Source organism: Actinomycetaceae bacterium MB13-C1-2, assembly GCA_035621235.1.
Taxonomy (GTDB): domain Bacteria; phylum Actinomycetota; class Actinomycetes; order Actinomycetales; family Actinomycetaceae; genus Scrofimicrobium.
Genome location: CP141731.1, coordinates 1,400,993 through 1,420,808 on the forward strand (window position 1 = coordinate 1,400,993; position 19,816 = coordinate 1,420,808).

At 57.9% G+C, this 19,816-nt stretch carries 13 protein-coding genes and 1 tRNA gene; 10 read left to right on the forward strand and 4 right to left on the reverse strand.

Annotation, left to right across the window (positions count from 1 at the left end; all coding sequences use genetic code 11):
• The first annotated feature begins 21 nt into the window (after positions 1 to 21).
• From U6G28_06200 to U6G28_06220, 5 genes are all read left to right on the forward strand, one after another.
• Positions 22 to 2,169, forward strand: a complete 2,148-nt coding sequence (locus U6G28_06200) for an ABC transporter ATP-binding protein (GenBank protein ID WRS29127.1) — start codon at positions 22 to 24, stop codon at positions 2,167 to 2,169.
• A complete protein-coding gene (locus U6G28_06205) occupies positions 2,150 to 3,883 on the forward strand; it encodes an ABC transporter ATP-binding protein (protein WRS29128.1) in 1,734 nt (577 codons plus the stop codon). The genes U6G28_06200 and U6G28_06205 overlap by 20 nt, the downstream gene beginning before the upstream one ends.
• Positions 3,884 to 4,177: 294 nt before the next feature.
• The gene (locus U6G28_06210) at positions 4,178 to 5,422 is read left to right on the forward strand and encodes a pyridoxal phosphate-dependent aminotransferase (GenBank protein WRS29129.1); all 1,245 of its coding nucleotides are present in this window, start codon (positions 4,178 to 4,180) and stop codon (positions 5,420 to 5,422) included.
• A gap of 35 nt (positions 5,423 to 5,457) precedes the next feature.
• Complete coding sequence (gene guaA, locus U6G28_06215; GenBank protein WRS29130.1) at positions 5,458 to 7,032, forward strand: glutamine-hydrolyzing GMP synthase; 1,575 nt, start codon at positions 5,458 to 5,460, stop codon at positions 7,030 to 7,032.
• Between the two features lie 9 nt (positions 7,033 to 7,041).
• The gene (locus U6G28_06220) at positions 7,042 to 7,950 is read left to right on the forward strand and encodes a TatD family hydrolase (GenBank protein ID WRS29131.1); all 909 of its coding nucleotides are present in this window, start codon (positions 7,042 to 7,044) and stop codon (positions 7,948 to 7,950) included.
• A gap of 7 nt (positions 7,951 to 7,957) precedes the next feature.
• On the opposite strand, the gene U6G28_06225 is transcribed toward U6G28_06220, so the two are convergent.
• Positions 7,958 to 9,136, reverse strand: coding sequence for an ROK family transcriptional regulator (locus U6G28_06225; GenBank protein WRS29132.1), 1,179 nt, complete (start codon positions 9,134 to 9,136; stop codon positions 7,958 to 7,960).
• Between the two features lie 125 nt (positions 9,137 to 9,261).
• On the opposite strand from U6G28_06225, the gene rsmA reads away from it, so the two are divergent.
• Both rsmA and U6G28_06235 read left to right on the forward strand, forming a co-directional pair.
• Positions 9,262 to 10,167, forward strand: a complete 906-nt coding sequence (gene rsmA, locus U6G28_06230; GenBank protein WRS29133.1) for a 16S rRNA (adenine(1518)-N(6)/adenine(1519)-N(6))-dimethyltransferase RsmA — start codon at positions 9,262 to 9,264, stop codon at positions 10,165 to 10,167.
• Positions 10,157 to 11,206 (forward strand): 4-(cytidine 5'-diphospho)-2-C-methyl-D-erythritol kinase, encoded by a 1,050-nt coding sequence (locus U6G28_06235; GenBank protein WRS29134.1) that lies wholly within the window; start codon positions 10,157 to 10,159, stop codon positions 11,204 to 11,206. Before rsmA ends, U6G28_06235 begins: the two co-directional genes overlap by 11 nt.
• A gap of 247 nt (positions 11,207 to 11,453) precedes the next feature.
• Here U6G28_06235 and U6G28_06240 read toward each other — a convergent pair whose 3' ends face one another.
• Positions 11,454 to 11,909, reverse strand: a complete 456-nt coding sequence (locus U6G28_06240; GenBank protein WRS29135.1) for a DUF1622 domain-containing protein — start codon at positions 11,907 to 11,909, stop codon at positions 11,454 to 11,456.
• 264 nt (positions 11,910 to 12,173) lie between these two features.
• Positions 12,174 to 14,444 carry a glycoside hydrolase family 3 C-terminal domain-containing protein gene (locus U6G28_06245; GenBank protein ID WRS29136.1) on the reverse strand — a complete coding sequence of 757 codons (2,271 nt, stop codon included), beginning with the start codon at positions 14,442 to 14,444 and terminating at the stop codon, positions 12,174 to 12,176.
• 295 nt (positions 14,445 to 14,739) lie between these two features.
• On the opposite strand from U6G28_06245, the gene U6G28_06250 reads away from it, so the two are divergent.
• Positions 14,740 to 15,585: an aquaporin gene (locus U6G28_06250; GenBank protein WRS29137.1), complete on the forward strand. Its 846-nt coding sequence runs from the start codon at positions 14,740 to 14,742 to the stop codon at positions 15,583 to 15,585.
• Between the two features lie 619 nt (positions 15,586 to 16,204).
• Here the strand turns inward: U6G28_06250 and U6G28_06255 are convergent.
• Complete coding sequence (locus U6G28_06255) at positions 16,205 to 18,088, reverse strand: ABC-F family ATP-binding cassette domain-containing protein (GenBank protein ID WRS29138.1); 1,884 nt, start codon at positions 18,086 to 18,088, stop codon at positions 16,205 to 16,207.
• 266 nt (positions 18,089 to 18,354) lie between these two features.
• Here U6G28_06255 and U6G28_06260 point away from each other — a divergent pair.
• Together U6G28_06260 and U6G28_06265 are read left to right on the forward strand one after the other, a co-directional pair.
• Positions 18,355 to 18,425 (forward strand) — tRNA-Gln (locus tag U6G28_06260).
• Between the two features lie 142 nt (positions 18,426 to 18,567).
• Positions 18,568 to 19,548 carry a ribose-phosphate diphosphokinase gene (locus U6G28_06265; protein WRS29139.1) on the forward strand — a complete coding sequence of 327 codons (981 nt, stop codon included), beginning with the start codon at positions 18,568 to 18,570 and terminating at the stop codon, positions 19,546 to 19,548.
• The last annotated feature ends 268 nt before the right edge of the window (positions 19,549 to 19,816 follow it).

Here is a 19,816-nt window from a genome sequence, read left to right on the forward strand (position 1 = left end):
CACAGTTCAAAGGCTAGAAACTTGAGTAAAACAACCGCGCCTAATAGTCAGCCAGTTCCAGACAATGCTCCGGGACAGAACCGGGATTCCTCGGCCAGTGGGCGAGCTGCCACCGAGGAGACTTTGGAGTTTCTTCGCTCCAGGGCAGAAGAACTGAAAACCACGCTTCCGCCGCTAGGAAAGACTCCTCGACGCTGGCTCGGAATCCTCCAGGCTCCGACCGGGAAAGCCGATCATCTCGGAGAGACTCCATGGGAGTTCCTCAAGGGTGTTGTTCGCACGTGCCGCAAGCCCATCGTCTTTCAGACCACTATGTTGACCATCAACGCCATTGCGGCCACATTCCTAAATGTGGTCGTTGGGCGGGCGGTAGACGCGGGCATCGACAGCGGACTCAACATTCACGTCTGGCAGTGGGTCGGAGTGTTTGCCCTGCTTGTCATTGTCCTCGCGGTCACAAACGGCCTGAACCAGGTAGCGGAGATCTCCGCTTGGCTTAGGGGAGCTCTTGGTGCTTCGCGTACTGTCGCCCATCGCGTCGCTCGTGCTGGACGGTCAGCCAAACAGGATAAGCCCGCCGGTGACGTTGTTACCGCGATCCTCAACGATTCAGACCACCTCGGTGCTTTCGTCGTGTTTGTCTCGGAGGTCATTGCCGCCCTGGTCTCATTCGTGGCTGTCGCGGTGATCATGTTGACGATTTCGCCCAGGCTGGGACTGGTAATAATCATCGGCTTCCCGCTAGCGATTTTGGCTGTCACGGCTCTTGCCGGCCCGATTCAAAGAAAGTTGGCTGTCCAACGCGAGGAGCAGGGCAAGCTCACCACCATCTCCACGGATGCGGTCGTGGGTCTGCGTGTTCTGCGAGGAATCGGGGGCGAGGACTACTACAACGCTCGCTACAAGGAACAGTCAGGAAGGGTCAAAGCGGCTGCGATTCGGGTTGCTTCAAACCAGGCGCTTCTCGCGGTCATGCGGTCCTCGGTTCCGATGCTGTTCCTGGCGGTCGTGGCAGGTTTTGGATCAATGATGGTGTTCGAGGGTGAGATGACCCCCGGAGACCTGCTGACCTTTGCCGGACTAACTGCCTTCCTCGCGAACCCACTGAATGTTGCTGCGTGGGCCGCGCAGATCGGCACGCGGGCCTGGGTTGGGGTAAAGAAGCTGGCGGAGTTCAACGCGCTACAACCTCCCGTCGGTAGCACCTATGCCGAGGACAACGCGGCCACTGATGCCAAGGAAGTAAACCGGATATTTACTGAGGCTGCGCAGCAGGTAGTTCAGGCGACCGGGGAGGCTTTGCCCACTGCGGGGGACGCGGGTTCGGTCATCTCGGAGCAACTTGGAACGCTGCCAATCGAAGACTCAGATTCGGGCATCGCCATCCGACCGCGGGTGCTCACCGCTCTGGTCGCGCCCTCGCCCGATACCTCGGCCGAGGTCGCCAAGAGGATGGCTCGCATCGACGATAAATACGAGGCTAAGGCGGGTGGTGTCGACCTTCGTGCACTACCGTTAGAGACCGTCCGGCAAGGAATACTTCTTGCCGAGGCCGATGCACAGCTATTCCGCGGTACCCTCCACTCCGGACTTCGGGCATCAGCGGCGACTGATCCGCCATCGCGAGGTGTGACTGAGCTGGTCTACCGAGAGCACCTTGAAGAGGCCGCCCGGCAGGAGGGAACCCTGTTCCGTGCCGACCGCGTCCCAGACGATCCTCGTTTGGCGCATGCAATGTACGTTGCTGACGCCCCGGACGTTCTTGATTCTTTGGCAGGTGGTATGGCCGGGTGGCTAACTGAGAGGGGAAGGAACCTCTCGGGAGGACAGCGGCAGCGCGTTGCACTCGCCCGCGCCGTCTACGCAGATGCTCCGGTTCTGATTGCGATTGAGCCGACCTCGGCAGTTGACTCGCACACAGAAGAGCGGATTTCCTCGCGCATCCGTGATGAGAGGCAGGGGAAGACGACTGTCGTCGTGACCGCCTCTCCGCTGTGGCTCGAAAAGTGCGATGAGATTGTCGTGATGGACGAGGAGGGGCGGGAGGTCGCTCGCGGAAGCCATTCCGAACTGCGCCGCGCCGCAGAAGCCGGTGACGCCGGAGCCCAGTTATACCGAAGAATCGTTCAACGAGAGGCGGGTGAAGAGCATGAAGCTCCCCGTAGCTAGTGGCCGCCAAATCCTGGCGCAACTTGCCCTCATCATCCGCCACCACAAGGGAATTTTCACGCTCGTGGTTCTGTTACAGGTCGGTTCGGCCCTTACCGGAGTCGGGATTCCGTGGATCGTCAACTTTGCGCTTCGACGCATCAATGAGGGCACGACCGCAAAGGTGATTGGCAACCTGATTGTTGTTGCTCTGGTCCTGGTGATAGTTGGAGCGATCCTGGCATACCTGGCCGAGTACTTCTCAAAGATCATGGGTGAGAGGATCTTCGCTCAGTTGCGCGAATCATTGGTGGACGAGGTGACGCACCTCCCGCTTTCGACCGTTGAGGAAGCAGGAACAGGTGATCTGCTCGGGCGCACTACTCGTGACGTTGAGCAGGTTCAGTTCATGGTGCGGAACGGTATCAGCGCCATACTCATCCTGAGCACCACGATCGTTGTCACGATCGGCGCCGCAGTGATCATGTCGCCGATTCTGTCCCTCGCAATGTTCCTTCCTTACATTCCGGTCTATCTGGTAATGCGCTGGTACCTACCTAGGACTATTCCTGCCTATCGGGCTCAGGCCAGTGCTTGGGCCCGGATGTCCGGGACCATCACCGAGACCATCGAGAACGCCGAGACCGTTGATGCTCTGAACCTTGAGTCGCTTCGGAACCGTCGGATCGATGAGGCGATTCGCGAGGTCTGGCGCCTTGAGCGCTATACCGCCTGGCAGCGAATGTTCTTGATGTTAGGTCTTGAGGCCGCTGTCAATCTTCCGGTGATCGTGGTTCTCCTGTTCGGGGCACACCTCATGGGTCAGGGTGTTGTCATGGACGCGCAGGTCGTTGGTGTTGCCCTGTTCGCCTTGCAGATTCGCGGTCCGATCTGGAACTTCACCTTCTGGATTGACGAGATGCAATCGGCGCAGGCCGCCCTCTCACGTATCTTCGGTGTCTTCCTTGTCGATGATGATCGCGAGCCAACCGGTGAGCATCCGACATCCAGCGAGATGATTGCTCAGGATGTCCGGTACGCGTACCGGACTGGTAGGGATGTGCTTCATGGGGTGAACCTTGACCTGGTTCCCGGTGAGACTCTGGCGATGGTTGGTCCATCTGGTGCAGGCAAGTCGACCTTTGGGCGAATGATCGCGGGAATTCACCCTCCGACCGGCGGCTCCGTCAAGGTTGGTGGAGTGAACCTGGTCGATCTCACGGAGGAGGAACTTCAGCGTCAGGTCATTCTGGTTTCTCAAGAGCATCACGTCTTTGTAGGAACCATCGCGGACAACATGCGACTGGCGAAAGAGGACTCCACCGATCAGCAGATGAACGCGGCATTGGCGGCGGTTGGGGCTTCATCGTGGGTTGATGACCTTCCAAAGGGACTGGAGACCGAGGTCGGTGCCGGTGGTCTGGCTCTGTCTCCGGCGCAGGCTCAGCAGCTAGCACTAGCTCGAATCGTCTTGATGGACCCGCACACACTGGTGCTTGATGAGGCCACTTCGCTAATGGATCCAACTGCTGCGCGCTCGCTCGAGCGTTCCTTGGCTAAGGTTCTCGATGGGCGGACCGTGGTGGCAATCGCGCACCGCCTCTACACCGCCCAGGACGCCGACAGAGTTGCAGTCATGATCGACGGCAACCTGGCGGAGCTCGGCAGTCACGATGAACTGGTTGACTGCGGCGGCGAGTACGCCTCGCTGTGGGAGTCTTGGCAGAAGAACTAGTGTCGCCGCGTCGCCGGGTCGCTCGCCTAGATCGCGTGGCGAGTCGAAGCATTGCGAGGCAAGGAAGTGAAAGCTTGACGGGGCAAGTCAAGCGAGAGCGCCGCCGAGAGGTGCTATCCCTCTGTGCGTGATAGGGAGCGACCCGGCGACACGAGACACTAGGGTGTGTGCCCCAATCCCTGCTTGCTGTAGCGACTGGGGCATCCTCGGCTGAGCGCAGATTTAGGAGACACACCCTAGGCACTAGAATCGTCCCGAGTCCGGGTTGGTCCCGGGCCCGGGAAGATTACTAAAATGCGCAGATTCACCCAGGCAAAGAAACTGAAGAACGTCAGGTACGACGTTCGCGGACCGATTCTGGAAGAAGCCGAGCGTCTTGAGGCTCAGGGACATCGAATCCTCAAGCTCAACATCGGTAATCCGGCCCCGTTTGGCTTTGAGGCACCCGCAGCTATCCAGGCCGATGTTATGCAGAACCTTCCCCACGCCCAGGGTTACTCTGATTCGAAGGGAATCTACTCAGCCCGGACCGCGATCGCCCAGTATTACCAGAGTCACGGACTTAAGGACGCGCACGTCGATGATATATATGTCGGCAACGGGGTCTCTGAACTCATCTCGATGAGCCTACAGACCTTCGTTGACCCCGGTAACGAGATTTTGGTTCCGGCCCCCGACTACCCGCTGTGGACAGGTGCCGTCACCATGGCCGGCGGCACTCCGGTTCACTATCTGTGTGACGAGTCCAACGGGTGGGCTCCCGATCTGGAGGACATCGAGTCCAAGATAACCGACAACACATACGGTCTGGTTCTAATCAACCCCAATAATCCGACCGGAGCGGTCTATTCAGAAGAGATCGTCAAGGGTCTAGTTGATATCGCACGCCGCCACGACCTGGTCCTGTTTTCCGACGAGATCTACGAGAAGATCTTGTTCAACGGCGCCAAACATCATCACACCGCCACCTACGCTGGCGATGATGTACTCTGCCTGACCTTTTCGGGCCTTTCAAAGGCCTACCGGGTCTGTGGCTACCGCTCCGGGTGGATGCTAATCACCGGGCCGAAGTATCGCGCGACAGACTTCATCGAGGGCCTGACACTCATGGCCAACATGCGAATGTGTGCGAACGTTCCGGCTCAGCATGCGATTCAGACGGCTCTGGGCGGGTATCAGTCGATTGACGAGTACATAGTCCCCGGTGGCCGATTTTACGAGCAGGCGATGCTGGCGGACAGGTTGCTGAACGAGATTCCCGGGGTTACTTCGATTCGTCCAGAAGGTGCTCTCTACTGCTTCCCGCGTCTGGACCCGGAGGTCTATCCAATCGAGGATGACCAGCAGTTCGTTATCGAGTTGTTGCGTGCCAAGCACATTCTGGTCACCCATGGAACGGGTTTCAATTGGCCGAATCCCGACCATTTTCGATTGGTGACGCTCCCCAATGTTGAGATGCTTGAAGAGGCAATTGGGCGAATGTCCGAGTTCTTTGGCGAGTACCGGGACAAGCATGCCGCATACAGCGGCAGACGTTGATCTCGACCTGCTTCGATGGCGGATAGAATGGGACCGTGACTTCTACTCCATCCCCAGTTCTTGTCGTGGACTTTGGCGCCCAATACGCTCAACTCATCGCCCGGAGGGTTCGCGAGGCAGGTTTCTATTCTGAGGTTGTTCCGCACTCGCTTGGCACGGAGGCGATCCTGGCGAAGAATCCGGCTGCGGTGATCCTCTCCGGTGGACCGTCGTCTGTCTGGGAGGAGGGCGCTCCTCGCACTGACGTAGCGGCGTTCGTTGGCAGGGTTCCGATCCTTGGCATTTGTTACGGTTGTCAGCTGATCGCTCAAGAGCTCGGTGGCACGGTTCGCCAGACGGATGTCCGCGAGTTCGGCTCAACAGAGCTTCGGCGGGTGGCCGAGGTTCCCTCGGTGCTACTAGAGGGAACTCCCGACTTGCAGAGCGTCTGGATGAGTCACACTGACCGGATTGAGGGCGTGCCCTCAGGCTTCACCGTGACGTCCGCGACCGAAAAGGCACCCGTCGCATCAATCGAGGACCCCGAGCACAGGATTTACGGCATTCAGTGGCACCCCGAGGTGAAGCACAGCGACTATGGGCAGAAGCTACTTGAGAATTTTCTGCGAGATGGCGCGGGACTCACTCCAACCTGGAACACCGAGAATATTGCGCATGATTTGATTGAACAGGTCAGTGAACAAGTTGGTGATGGACGGGTTCTCTGTGCTCTTTCCGGCGGGGTTGATTCGTCGGTTGCTGCCGCTCTCATTCATCGTGCCATTGGGGATCGCCTTACCTGCGTTTTTGTCGATCACGGACTGTTGCGCGCGGGGGAGCGCGAGCAAGTCGAGCGTGATTACGCGGGAAATCTCGGGATTCGGTTGGTTGTCATCGACGCTTCCGACCGGTTCCTCGATGCGTTGGCGGGGGTTACCGATCCTGAGGCCAAACGGAAGATCATCGGAACTGAGTTCATTAGGGTATTCGAAGAGGCTGCGTCCGATCTGGTGGCCGAGGCCGCCTCTGAGGGCGCCACGATTGATTTCCTTGCTCAGGGCACGCTGTACCCCGATGTGGTTGAGTCTGGTGGCGGTGCTGGCACCGCAAACATCAAGAGTCACCACAATGTCGGTGGACTGCCTGAGGATCTCGAGTTCAAACTAGTTGAGCCCCTTCGACTGCTGTTCAAGGATGAGGTCCGTGAGTTGGGTCGAGTCCTAGACGTTCCCGAAGTTATCGTTTCCCGCCAGCCGTTCCCGGGCCCGGGGCTCGGAGTTCGCGTTGTTGGGGAACTGACCCGTGAGAATCTTGCGACTCTGCGAGCCGCCGACCTGATCGTTCGTGAGGAACTTACCGCGGCGGGCCTAGATAGCGAAATCTGGCAGTGCCCGGTGGTACTACTGGCCGATGTTCGTTCCGTCGGAGTCCAGGGAGACGGACGAACCTATGGTCACCCCATTGTTCTGCGACCGGTTACCTCTGAGGACGCAATGACTGCTGACTGGGTCCGACTGCCTTACGATCTGCTTGCCAAGATTTCGAATCGGATAACTAATGAGGTTCCCGAGGTCAATCGTGTGGTCTTGGACGTGACGTCCAAACCCCCGGGGACTATCGAGTGGGAGTAGGACCCTTCTATGGGAAAGAAGAGTCGCGAATGGCCGCCACTTGGGGAGGTCCTGCCTGCAGAGGTGATGGACAACCATACCCACCTCCCGGTGCACGAGGGAGAAATTCCGAACGCCCAAGGCTTCAAAATGCCGCTCGAGCAGCAGCTCAACAGTGCCGAGCAGGTTGGAGTGAGTCGGCTGATTACGGTCGGGTGTTCCCTCCCAGACATTGATCCAACGCTCGCTCTTGCACGTGAGTGGCCACAGGTTAAGGCCGCAATCGCGATTCATCCGAACGAGGCCGCGCTCCACGCAGGTTTTACCCAGAAGTCTCCCGATGGATTTGAACACGAGCTTGAGGATCGCCATATCCCCTTGGTTGCTGCCCTGGAGCGTGTTTCCGAGTCTCTTGGTGACCCTGAGGTGGTCGCCGTCGGAGAGACCGGGCTCGACTACTTCCGAACCGGTCCAGAAGGACGTGAAGCACAACGGGAGTCTTTCGAGATTCACCTAGAGATGGCACGAGAACACGGACTACCTCTTCAAATTCATGATCGTGAAGCTCACGCGGATACCCTCGCGGTGTTACACGGAGCTGCCTGGTCAGGCCAGCAGATTGTGTTCCACTGTTTCTCCGGTGACGAAGCGATGGCGAAGGAACTGGCAAAGAACGACTGGTATGCCTCATTCGGCGGTTCCTTAACGTACCCGGCAAATAGCGAGTTGCGCGAAGCGTTGAGAACGATGCCGCGGGAGTTAGTTCTTGTCGAAACGGATGCCCCGTATCTGACGCCCGTTCCCTATCGCGGGTGTCCGAACGCCTCGTACGTAATGCCCTACACAGTGCGTGCCATAGCGGAACTGTGGGACGAAAGTGTAGAACAGACCTGTCATATCCTGATGCGGAACTCAAGGAATGTCTACGGTACCTGGTGAGTTCTGGCTAAGATACGCCGAGGAACTTGGACAGAACCAGTGCTGAACAGCCAAGAAAGACAACGTCTTCACTTCTTGAGCTAGTGCGAACGACCAGGTCCGAATAGTTTCCCGGCAGGGTTCGACGCCTTATCACCTCTGCCGTGACGGAAACCAAGGTCTCATTGGCGACCTCGGGAGGCCCGGCTATGACGATCTCAGAAAGATCGAGCGCGGCGACCAGAGTTGCAAGATTTACTCCCAAGAGTTTTCCCGCGTTTCGAAGGATCTGTTCGCGCTCCTCCGCGCTCTTGCCGTCCCAGTGCGACTCTAGGGCCCGGAGAGAAAGCCAGTGTTCCAGGGTGTAGTCGAAATTGTAGGGAGAATCGAAACCGTCCTCGGTTCCCACCATGACCAGACCGACCTCGCCTGACGAGTCGTTGGTCCCACGAACCAAAGAGCCACCCAACATAATTCCGGCACCGATACCGTGTCCTATTGTGATCAGCACAAAGTCATCTGGGGCCTCACCGTGTAGATGCTCGCCCATGGCCGCAAGATTTGCGTCGTTGTCGACTACAACCGGAATGTTGAACTGCTCTGAGATTAGGGTTTGAAGGGGAACGTCTTTCCAATCGAGATTCTGAGCCAACACCACGGTTCCCTCGGTGTTGACGATTCCGGGAGTGCCAATTCCGATTCCGAGAATAGGTCTATCCGCCTCTCCAACCAGTTGGCCGATAAGTGAGCAAAGTAGTCCCACGGCCTCCTCGCCGCTCTTCCCATCACGGTCAAGGTTTATCCGATGAACTACCTCGGCATCAAGGTCCAGAAGAGCCCCGCGGAAAACGTGGTAGTCAGAGAGATCAATGGCGAGGACCAGCTGGGATTTGCGGGCCAGGTCCACCAGAATTGCGGGCTTGCCAGGTCCGGTAACTTCCTGAAGTCCGAGTTCCTCAACGTAGCCCGCCTCCATGAGTTGAGCAATTAGGTCCGAGATGGTCACTTTCGCCAAGCCCGTCGCTCTAGCGATCTCCGCCCGTGACATCGGACCGTGATGATAAAGAACACGAACAACCAATGAACGGTTATGCTCGCGGGTATGGCGGGGAAGCGCGCGAGTGTTTTCCATACCGTCAAATGGCGCGACAGACGAGGAGCCGTTCGTAAGCTGTCCGGTTGAGTTGGTCTTCATCTCTGAACCCATGCATTTAGTATGGCCTACTAACTTATTGTCGGCAACGCAAAAACGCGGAAGTGAAGATAGTTACCGAACTGTGATCGGCACACTAACCGTAGACTTGCATAGCCGATTGATCACAGGGGGCCAAGTTGTCAGATTTGAGTGCTTCGGGTTTGCTCGGTCCCGCTCAGATTCGTCGGCTTGCCGCTGAACTTGAGGTGCGACCTACAAAGAAGCTTGGACAGAACTTCGTACATGATTCCGGAACAGTGAGGAAGATAGCTGGACTCGCGGGTCTGGAAGCAGGTGACGGAGTCATTGAGGTCGGTCCGGGCCTCGGATCACTCACTTTGGCGCTCTTGGAAGCCGGGGCGAGGGTGACTGCTGTTGAGATCGATCCCCGCCTTGCGGCGCGACTGCCTAGGACAGTCCGTGAGTTCAGTCAAGAGTGGGCCGAACGTCTGAGCGTGGTGAACCAGGATGCGATGAAGCTCGGTCCGGACACGGCACGCGATCCTCAGGCACTGGTTGCAAACCTTCCTTACAACGTTTCTGTTCCGGTGCTGCTGCACGTACTCGCTACCTTCCCCACTATTGAGAGGATCGTCGTGATGGTGCAAAAAGAGGTCGCGGAGCGGCTCAGCGCTGCTCCGGGTTCGCGCGTCTACGGTGCTCCGTCCGTCAAGCTTGCGTGGTACGGAGACTCGAAACTGGCCGGGGTGGTGGGAAGAAAAGTCTTCTGGCCCGAACCGAATGTTGATTCGGCGCTGGTGGCTGTTGATGTACTGAGTCCTACTCGTGGCCGCGAAGAATTACGTGATGCAACGTTCGCCTTGGTTGACGCCGCGTTCGGACAGAGACGAAAGATGTTGCGCTCGTCCCTGAAGACGACGATTGGAGATGAGGCGAGGGTTCGCCTGGTACTCGAATCTGCGGGCGTTGATCCGACCTGCCGCCCGGAGGACCTGGGCATAGATGAGTTTGTTGCGCTGGGTCGCGCGATGCTTTCTCTGTCCGATGTTGAACTCACCGGGGAGGGAACCAATGAACCCTAGCGGCCCCGCCCGTGTCATTGCTTCGGCACCATCGAAAGTGAACCTGATACTGCGGGTGGGTGCGACTGACGAGCAGGGGTATCACGCGCTAGCAACGGTGTTCGAGGCACTTAGTATCCGCGAGTTCGTCGTGGCGGACCTTAGCGGTGAGGCGGGAGGCGAACTTCCGTCCGTAAGGACACTGGTGTATGAGGAACAAGTGGGCGAAGAGCCTCGTCTTTCTTCCCGCTTGACCCGAGTGTTTTCCGAGCTTGATCCCGAGTCCCATCTGGCCGTGCGTGCAGCGCGGGCCATGGGCGGCGACTCGCGAGTGAGCCTGACTGTCCATAAGCTGGTCCCGATTGCGGGCGGCATGGCCGGTGGGTCGGCAGACTGCGCGGCGACTTTGGTTGCGGTCAACGAACTGCTTGGTCTGGGCTTCGACCTGAGCAGATTGCAGGCGATCGGTCGAACCTTGGGGGCTGACGTTCCTGCCTGTTTGGTCGGGGGTATCTCGCTTGGAACTGGACGCGGAGACACGATGGAGGTCCTGCATCCTGGAACGGTAGCGCCGAGACCGTTGAGTAGCTGGTGGGTCTTGGTTTTCTCAGACAGAGGTTTGTCAACGCCCCGAGTGTTCGGGGCGCTAGATGAGCTGCGAGAGAGAACTGTCCCCACTGCGTCGTCGGCTGCACCGACTATCACGCAGGGGCAACTCAACGCGCTCCGCGAACCTGATAGTCCGTTGGAGCTTCGCGATCTTTTAGAGAACGAGCTACAGGATGCGGCACTTTCGATTAGGCCAGAACTTCGGGTGATCGGGGAGCATTTGGTTGCTATGGGCTGTCTAACCTGGTTGGTCTCGGGATCGGGCCCGACGGTAGCGGGACTGGCTCCGGGAAAGGATGCGGCCCTGCGGACGGCTCGGGCCGTGGAGAGTCAGAAGCCAGAGGGAGTTAGAGCGGTCGCTGTCGCGTGGGGTCCGGTACCCGGAGCGATGATCGAGAGGACTCTCCCGTCCTGGGCTGATTCAATGCCAGGACGGAACCTGACTGACTAGCGATCTGATCACGGCTCGCTTTGACCGGGCATGATGACCCAGATACATGTCGCACGAACCAGCTTCGGCCTGCGCTAACCGGGAACGACGACCTAGGCATTCGCGCTGTGAACCATTTCTGATTTCGGCTCGCTTTGACCGGGAACGACTATCCAGATGCATGTCGCGCGAACCAGCTTTGGCTTCGGTTCGTGCAAACTGGAGAATTCGCGAACCTGACTGTGGCGCTGCTGATTTGGCTCTCTCGCTAAGCTTTGGAGTCGCCGCGGAACTCTGGTGTATCGCTACTGGTGGCCCGAGCTTTTGCGCGGTCGGCCTTTACTTGCCCGGCAACCACACTGGCTCCCGACTGAAGCAGGGCCTTCTTCCACGGCAGAACTCCCTCGATCTCGATTGAAATCGACATTGAGAGGACTGTTCGAATCACCACGATTAGTCCGAGGACAAGTACCTCTTCCATGGTCGGGTCCGAAGTGATCGTCCTAACTAGGTCCGCGGCGACAAGAATCTCTAGGCCCAGAAGGATGGCACCACCGATGGTGATACGCAGGACCTTGTAAGCATCTTTGCCCGCCTCTCCGCTTCTTAGGGAGCGGTAGGCCAGGATCATTGCCACGATGGCGCCGACAACCATGGCCGCGACACCAAACAACTCAAATGACGAGGCGACAAGGCTATAGAAGGGTTGGAGGAATTCGTCCACGTTCGAAGTCTAGCGGGGAAATGACGAGTCCCGACACTGAATCAATCAGTGCCGGGACGTCTCTGCGAGCAAGACACTCAGTCGCTCTCTAGAGCGTCCTGCACCATAGGTTCAGCCGCTGCCTCGCGCCGAGACAGCGCCTCCGGGCGCCGCTCTCACTTGCCTTGCGATGCGCCGACTCCGCAAGCGATCTTGGAAACGAACTTGCGTCGCGGGACATTAGCGCCCTAGACAGCCTCTTTCGCTGAGGTGAGTGGTGGTTACTTAGTTGGTTCCGTTGGTCATTGCCATACTGGTGTTTGCTGCGGCGATGAGCTGATCAATCGCTCCTTCGGGGATCATGCCGCCTCCCATGCGGACCACGCTGCCCAGCGGCATCGAGCCGATCATGCTCGTCAGGTCAACTCCCTCAGAGACGATGGTGTTGTCGCCGGTCATCCCGTTGGTGAGCTGGGCGATGGTCTCCTTGAGCATTGGGCCAACGACTGGATGAGTCAGGGCCTCGTCCAAGGAAGACTCGTAGCTCAGCGGGAACACAACAGGTTCACCTTCAACTTCGACCGAGAGCGTCTGTCGAATATCACGGCTGGAAGCTGCAACGTCAACTGTGTAGTTGCCGCCTTCGACAACCCACTTAGAGACACGAGTGTCCCAGTAGGCCAGATCCTTCCGACGAACGAGCATGGTTACGGTCTTCGTCTCTCCGGGCGCTAGCCGGGTGGAAGCAAATGCTTTCAGCTCCCTGACGGGGCGCTGAACAGTACTGGGATCAAGGCCGGTATAAACCTGAACTACCTCGCGACCGTCACGACCCCCGGTATTGGTGACGTCCACAGAAACCTCAAGATCGCCCTCGTCATTCACCTCTATCGAAGCATTCGAGTAGTCGAAGGTGGTGTAGGACAATCCGTATCCGAACGGATAGGTGACATCCATGCCACGGGCGTCATACCAGCGGTAGCCGACGAACTGGCCTTCACCATAGTTGACCTCAAGGAACTCTCCGGGGAAGTTCAGATAGGCAGGGGTGTCCTCAAGACGAACCGGAATGGTTTCGGTGAGCTTGCCGGAGGGATTGACCTTGCCAAACAGGACGTCCGCTGTAGCAGTTCCGCCAGCTTGACCCAGAAGCCAAGCCTCAAGGATCGCGGGCACGCGCTCCTTGAATGGAAGCGCGACAACCGATCCGTTTGAAAGAACGACAACCACGTTCGGGTTTACCGTAAGTACTGCGTCCAAGACATCAAGCTGTTCTTGGGGTAGATCAATGTTGCTACGGTCATAGCCCTCGGATTCAAGGCGTGCCGGGAGTCCCAGGAAGACAACTGCGACATCCGCGTCCTTCGCGACTGCTACAGCCTCGGCCTTCAGCTTCGCTTCTTCGGCAGCATCGACACCCGGACCAAGGCCGAATCCCTTAGCGTAGGTTGCCGATGGGATAACCTCACGAATTCCGTCCAGAGCCTTATCAAGCTTGGTCGGGTTGATCATTGATGATCCTGCACCCTGGTATCTGGGTTCTTCGGCGAAGGCCCCGATTACGGCGATCTTTGCGTCGGGGCTGAGTGGGAGGAGGTTATCTTTGTTTCGTAGCAACACCATCGAGCGTCCTGCCACCTCACGGGCAACCTCATGGTGAGCATCCACGTCAAGGGGACCCTTGACGTGGCCCGCGCCTTCGGTTGCCTTGTCGATCAGGTCGAGGACTCTCTGGGTGGTGATGTCTAGCTCAGCTTCGTCCAAAGAACCGTCCTTGACGGCGGCAACGATTTGGGCGTCGGTCTTTCCCGCGGTCGCTGGCATCTCAAGGTCCATCCCGGCTTCGATGCCTTTGACTCGGTCGACGGTTGCGCCCCAGTCAGAGACCACCAGACCCTTGAAGCCCCATTCACTGCGAAGAACATCGGTGAGTAACCAGCGGTCAGAAGAAGCGTGAACACCGTTGATACGGTTGTAAGAGCACATGATGGTCCACGGCTGAGCGTCCTCAACCACACGCTGAAAGGCGCGAAGATAGATTTCGCGCAGGGTTCGCTCATCAATGTTTGAGCTGGCCCGCATGCGTTCTTCTTCCTGATTGTTCGCAGCGAAGTGCTTAACGGAGGTGCCGACGCCCTTGGATTGAACGCCGTTTACATACGCGGCACCCAGAACTCCTGCAACGATCGGATCTTCGGAGATGTACTCAAAGTTACGGCCGCAAAGGGGCGAACGTTTGATGTTGATTCCTGGACCAAGAACGACAGCGACGTCTTCGATTGAGGTTTCTTCGCCCAGTGCCTCACCAACCTTCTCCAGGACTTCCGGATCCCATGACGATCCCATTCCGACCAGTGGTGGGAAGCATGTGGCGGGAATACTGCCTTCAAGGCCAAGGTTGTCGCCTCCACCAGCTTGTTTGCGTAGGCCGTGAGGGCCATCGGTGAGCATGAGCTCGGGGATACCTACTCGTTCGATTGGCTCGGTATGCCAGAAGTCTGATCCACTGGCGAGTGATGCCTTCTCTTCGAGAGTTAGGTCTTCTAGATCTGTCATTTCCATTTCTTCCTTGAGCAGTGGTGAACGCAACGCGCTTCGATGGATCTCCACTAAACGTAATGCCGGAACGACTTACACGAAAGCCTCGCGCGGCAGTGACTTCTTGACCAGACAAGTTGCATGGCGAAATCATCGAGCAATCCTTTTGGCTCTGCTCACTCGCATCTTCAAAAAAGACCGAATTTAGTGAGTGAAACCCAGGTGATTCGAAAGACTCGAACTCTCTGCGAAACGTTCGCATTAGGGCGTCCGCGAGTGGGACGACTAATCTTGGCCTATGAAGGAGACACCGATGGGGCAGCAGAATGATCCTCGTCCACGTACCAGTGAGTTGGAGCGACGTGAGCTTTCCAATTGGGGGACCGTAACCGACCTCGATCAGATAAGTCGCGACTTTGACGATCCACACCGGAAGTGGCGACGGCTTTTTGCTGAGATGGTAGGAACATTTTTCCTGGTGCTGACGGCCGCTGGCGGCCCGATGATGAACGTTGCTGTCCCCGGGTCGGTGAGCCGGACCGTGTCGGTTATCGTGCCTGGTGCGATGGTTATGGCCGTGATCCTTTCGATGGGCAAGGTTTCGGGCGCTCACCTTAATCCAGCTGTAAGTTTTGCGTTCGCTCTGCGAGGTGATTTCCCCTGGAGACGTGTTCCTGGGTACCTGCTGGCTCAACTGCTCGGGGCTTCGATCGCCGCCTACGTTCTTCAGGCGCTTCTTGGCGTCTCAGCAAGTAGTGGATCAAACTATCCGAGCGGTGGTTTCGGACCGGGCACGGCCTTCTGGATGGAACTAGTTCTTACTTTCGGGCTAGTCACGGTGATTCTCGGTACTTCGTCAGGTGCGCAGAACATCGGTGTAATCGGGGCTATCGGTGTGGGCGCCTATATCGCGCTTGCGGGGATGTGGGCGTCTCCCGTCTCGGGTGCCTCAATGAACCCGGCGCGCACCTTTGGTCCAAATATGGCTTCGTTGAATTTCTCTGACTACTGGGTGTATGTTGCGGGACCTTTTGCGGGAGCTATTCTCGCGGCAGGGGTCGCCTACCTGCTAAGGGGTCCGGGAGGGGGAAGCGTTGGATCTATCGCGGCGCAAGGCACTCTGGGCATGTCACACGACCACCTCGGGGAGAACAAGTAGTCGGTCTTGCATTGTTCCCTCTCGTGTCGGGAAAATGCGGCCCATTGTTCTAGGTCCGCTGGAGCACCTGCTGGGTTGACCTTTGGCGTGTTTGCCGGGTTGGCCTTTGTGATCCTTATCTGGGTGTTTCTCGCCCGGCATTCGTCGCGGAGGGTCTGCGTGCGGGTTATCCAGTGGAATATCTGCCAGTGTGGTCTATTGGACCCTTCGCCCCGCCTGATATCCGCCGGAATGGCCATTCCCCGTACGAAACCATGCATTATCTGAGGGATTGACGGGCCACTCCGGCAGACAATTGCCCAGGGTGGAGGGGCGGGGACAGTACCGTGCCGCCCTCAATCAGTTCCAACTCACCCTCGTTGAGGGTGCGAGCTGAGGGGAACCAAGACGAGGGTGAGGTCGACATGCATCTAGCGTGGTCAACAACTCATGTATTTCTTTCGGCTCAAATCCCGATGAGATTATCTGTGGCAACCGTGAAGCACATGGAGTAGGACAAGGTTTTCATCCCAGCATAGAAGTCGCTTACTGTCCTTCTTTTGCCTTCCGGTCTCGCAACGCTGCGACCCGGTCGGCGTGGACGGGCACTGGCCTCCTTCTCACCCGGCAGTTTCTCGAGTCAGGGGAGTTGTTCCGAGAGTTCCAGCCAACGTTCTTCCAGTTGGTCCTTTTCCTCGGTTAGGCGGTGGAGTTCACCCGTCAGTTCCGAAAGGCCCTCGAAGTCGCTCTGGTCATGGTTCGCCATCTTTTCGTGCAGCTTTTCAACGGACATCTCGAGCTTATCCATCTTCCGCTCGGTCGCGGCAATTTCCTTCTGTATTGCCCGTAGCTCCGCGCCGCTTGCCACCGTGGTCCGCGATGCGGAGTTCTGAGACGAGGATGATTCCTGGCCTTTCGCGCTACTGTTTTGGGCCTTGTCGCCAACGACGACGGCATCTCCACTGCTGGATTCCGTATTTGGTACCGATTTCCCTCCAAACGTAGGTGGGCCCAGTGCCTGTTGCTTTCTTAGTTCCAGGTACTCGTCCACTCCGCCAGGAACATGTCGTAAATGACCGCTGAGGATCGCGTACTGCTGGTCTGTGATTCGTTCCAGGAGATAGCGGTCGTGCGAAACGACGATCAGGGTTCCTGGCCACGAGTCGAGCAGATCTTCCATCGCAGTGAGCATTTGGTGGTCAACGTCGTTCGTTGGTTCGTCAAGGACGATCACGTTAGGTTCGCTGAGCAATAGAAGCAATAGTTGCAGACGTCGCTTCTGACCGCCAGAAAGCTCTCTAACCCGGGCCTGGAGGTGCGCCTTCGAAAAACCGAGGCGCTCCAAAAGTTGGGCGGGAGTCATGTCCTTACCATCGACCTGGAACGTGGTTTTCGTTCTAGCGAGCACCTCACGAACACGATCATTACCAATGTCAGCAAGCTGGGAAAACTGTTGGTCGAGCATTCCGATCTGTACGGTTTTGCCACGCTTTACTCGCCCAGTGCTCGGCTTCAGACTCCCGCTGATTAGGGCGAGCAGGGTGGACTTCCCAACGCCGTTGGCGCCAAGGACCCCGGTTCGCTCACCCGGAGCGATCCGCCAAGTTACGCCGTTCAGGACATGATTGTCTCCGAAACTCACGCTCGCGTCTTCGAGGTCCACAACATCTTTGCCAAGGCGGGCCACGGCGAGGCGCTGCAACTCGATCTGGTCGCGTACAGGCGGCACTCCCTCGATCAGCTGGTTCGCAGCGTCGATGCGGAACTTCGGCTTGCTGGTTCTGGCGGGTGCGCCCCGCCGCAACCATGCAAGCTCCTTTCGCATGAGGTTCTGCCTCTTGGCCTCGGTAGCAGCCGCCATCCGGTCGCGTTCCACGCGCTGCAGAACATAGGCGGCATACCCTCCCTCGAACGGTTCGACTATCCCGTCGTGAACCTCCCAGGTTTCATTGCATACCTCGTCCAAGAACCAGCGGTCGTGGGTAATGACCAATAGGCCACCCTGGTTCTTGGGCCAGCGCTGTTTCAGGTGTTGAGCCAGCCAGGCGATACCCTCAACATCAAGGTGGTTAGTTGGCTCATCAAGGGCGATGAGATCCCAGTCCTCTACCAGTAGCGCAGCGAGGTCAACTCGGCGTCGCTGTCCACCGCTTAGCTCTCCGATCCTTGCTTCCCAGGGAATGTCGGAGACAAGTCCGCTAATGACATCACGGACTTTCGGATCGCCCGCCCATTCGAACTCGGGTCGTTCACCGACGATCACCTGGGCCACGGTGGCTTTCTCATCCAGGTGATCGCCTTGACTCAGTACGCCGAAGCTCAGTCCTCCTCGTCGGATCACTCGCCCTTGCTGAGGCTTGATCTCACCGGAAAGAAGACCAAGCAGACTGGTTTTTCCGTCGCCATTTCGACCGACGATGCCGACACGGTCTCCCTCTTCCACTCCCAGTGAAAGCGAATCAAACACGACTTCGGTGGGGTATTCGAGGTGCAGGTTCTCGGCGACCAACAGGGGAGCGGCCATTAGCGAACCATTCCGGTTCGGCGATGAGTAAAAAAGGGCGTGAATGCCAAAGAAATCTCCTAACGAAAGCCGCACCTCATGCTACCGTCCATGCGGCTCCAGAGGATTTCCCAGGTTCTGATCGGAAGCGCAATGGTCGCCGGGCTGCGTTCGCTGTGAACCGGACCGAAGATCGCACTCTCGAACTGGAAAGGGACTACGCGGAAAGGATCACAGTGCTCGCCGGGAGTCTCGCCCGACATATGTGGAAGAATGGGTGTTGCTTTTCCGCCGTGGTGTAATGGCAGCACAGGGGTTTTTGGTGCCCTTAGTCGTGGTTCGAGTCCATGCGGCGGAGCGAGATTCCCGTCCGTGGAAGGAATCGGTCAGCCGCACTTCCGCAAGACAGGAACACAAGGTCTGCGAACGGCGGCTAGGGTTGTACATGCGCACTGCACGGGCGTCGGGCTGATGACCGACCGAGGCGAAGGGATCGCACCTTGAGTGGAATCGTGACCTCTGTAGACAAGCGTCTAGTTCTTGCTACCGGCCGCGCTTACCCGAAGCTGGCACAAGAAATCGGTGAAGAACTCGGCCTCGAAGTCATGTCAACCACCTCGTACGACTTCGCGAGCGGTGAGATCTATTTCCGATTTAACGAATCGGTTCGCGGCGCTGACGTGTTTCTGATTCAGTCGATGGCACCCCCCACGAACAAGTGGTTGATGGAACAGCTAATCATGATCGATGCGGCCAAGCGAGCATCGGCAAAGCGAATTACTGCCGTTGCCCCGTTCTATCCGTACGCTCGTCAGGACAAAAAGCACCAGGGGCGCGAACCCGTTTCTGCCAGGTTGGTCGCAGATATGTACAAGGTGGCCGGGGCGAATCGGATCATGAGTGTTGACTTGCACGCGGCTCAAGAGCAGGGCTTTTTTGATGGTCCCGTTGACCACCTCTGGGCGATGCCCGTGCTGGTCGACTATGTGAAGGACAGAGTCGATCTGGGAAACGTAGCTGTTGTGTCACCGGACGCCGGCCGGATCCGCGTCGCGGAGAAATGGTCCGCGAAGCTTGGCAACTGCCCGCTGGCCTTTGTTCACAAGACACGGGATACGACGCGTCCCAACGTCGCTGTTGCGAATCGCGTTGTGGGCGATGTCGCTGGTCGGGACTGTGTTATCACCGATGACCTCATTGATACCGGCGGGACCATTGCAGAAGCCGTCCGGGTTCTCTACAAAGCCGGGGCCAGGAGCGTTTTAATTGCCGCGACACATGCCGTCTTTTCTGATCCTGCAGCTGAGCGCCTTGCCGGTTGCGGTGCGACCGAGGTTGTCGTCACTGACACGCTCCCAGTCCCTGAGAGCAAGCGCTTCCCGTCCCTCACCATCTTGCCGATCGCGCCGCTGATCGCAAAGGGGATTCACGAGGTGTTCGAGGACGGATCGATAACCTCCATGTTCGACGGAGCGGCTTAAGCCCCCTCTTTCCTATTTCCAGACACGGACCGCGAGCTTTGCGATTTCTACGCGGTGCTGGCAGTTGCGCCACCTTCGGTGCGGTCTGGTGCCGATCTCGGAGTCTGATTTGCGCTCCCAAACTGGCGCGTTTGTAGTCTTTCGGATTGTGATGGGTGGGGATCACTCGACTGCCACGAACCGGGTTACGGGGGCCGTGGAATGGTAATTGAGTCCGGGGTGAGCAAAGTGATAGCCCCTCGTCTTGGTTACTGTGCGAATTAGTGGC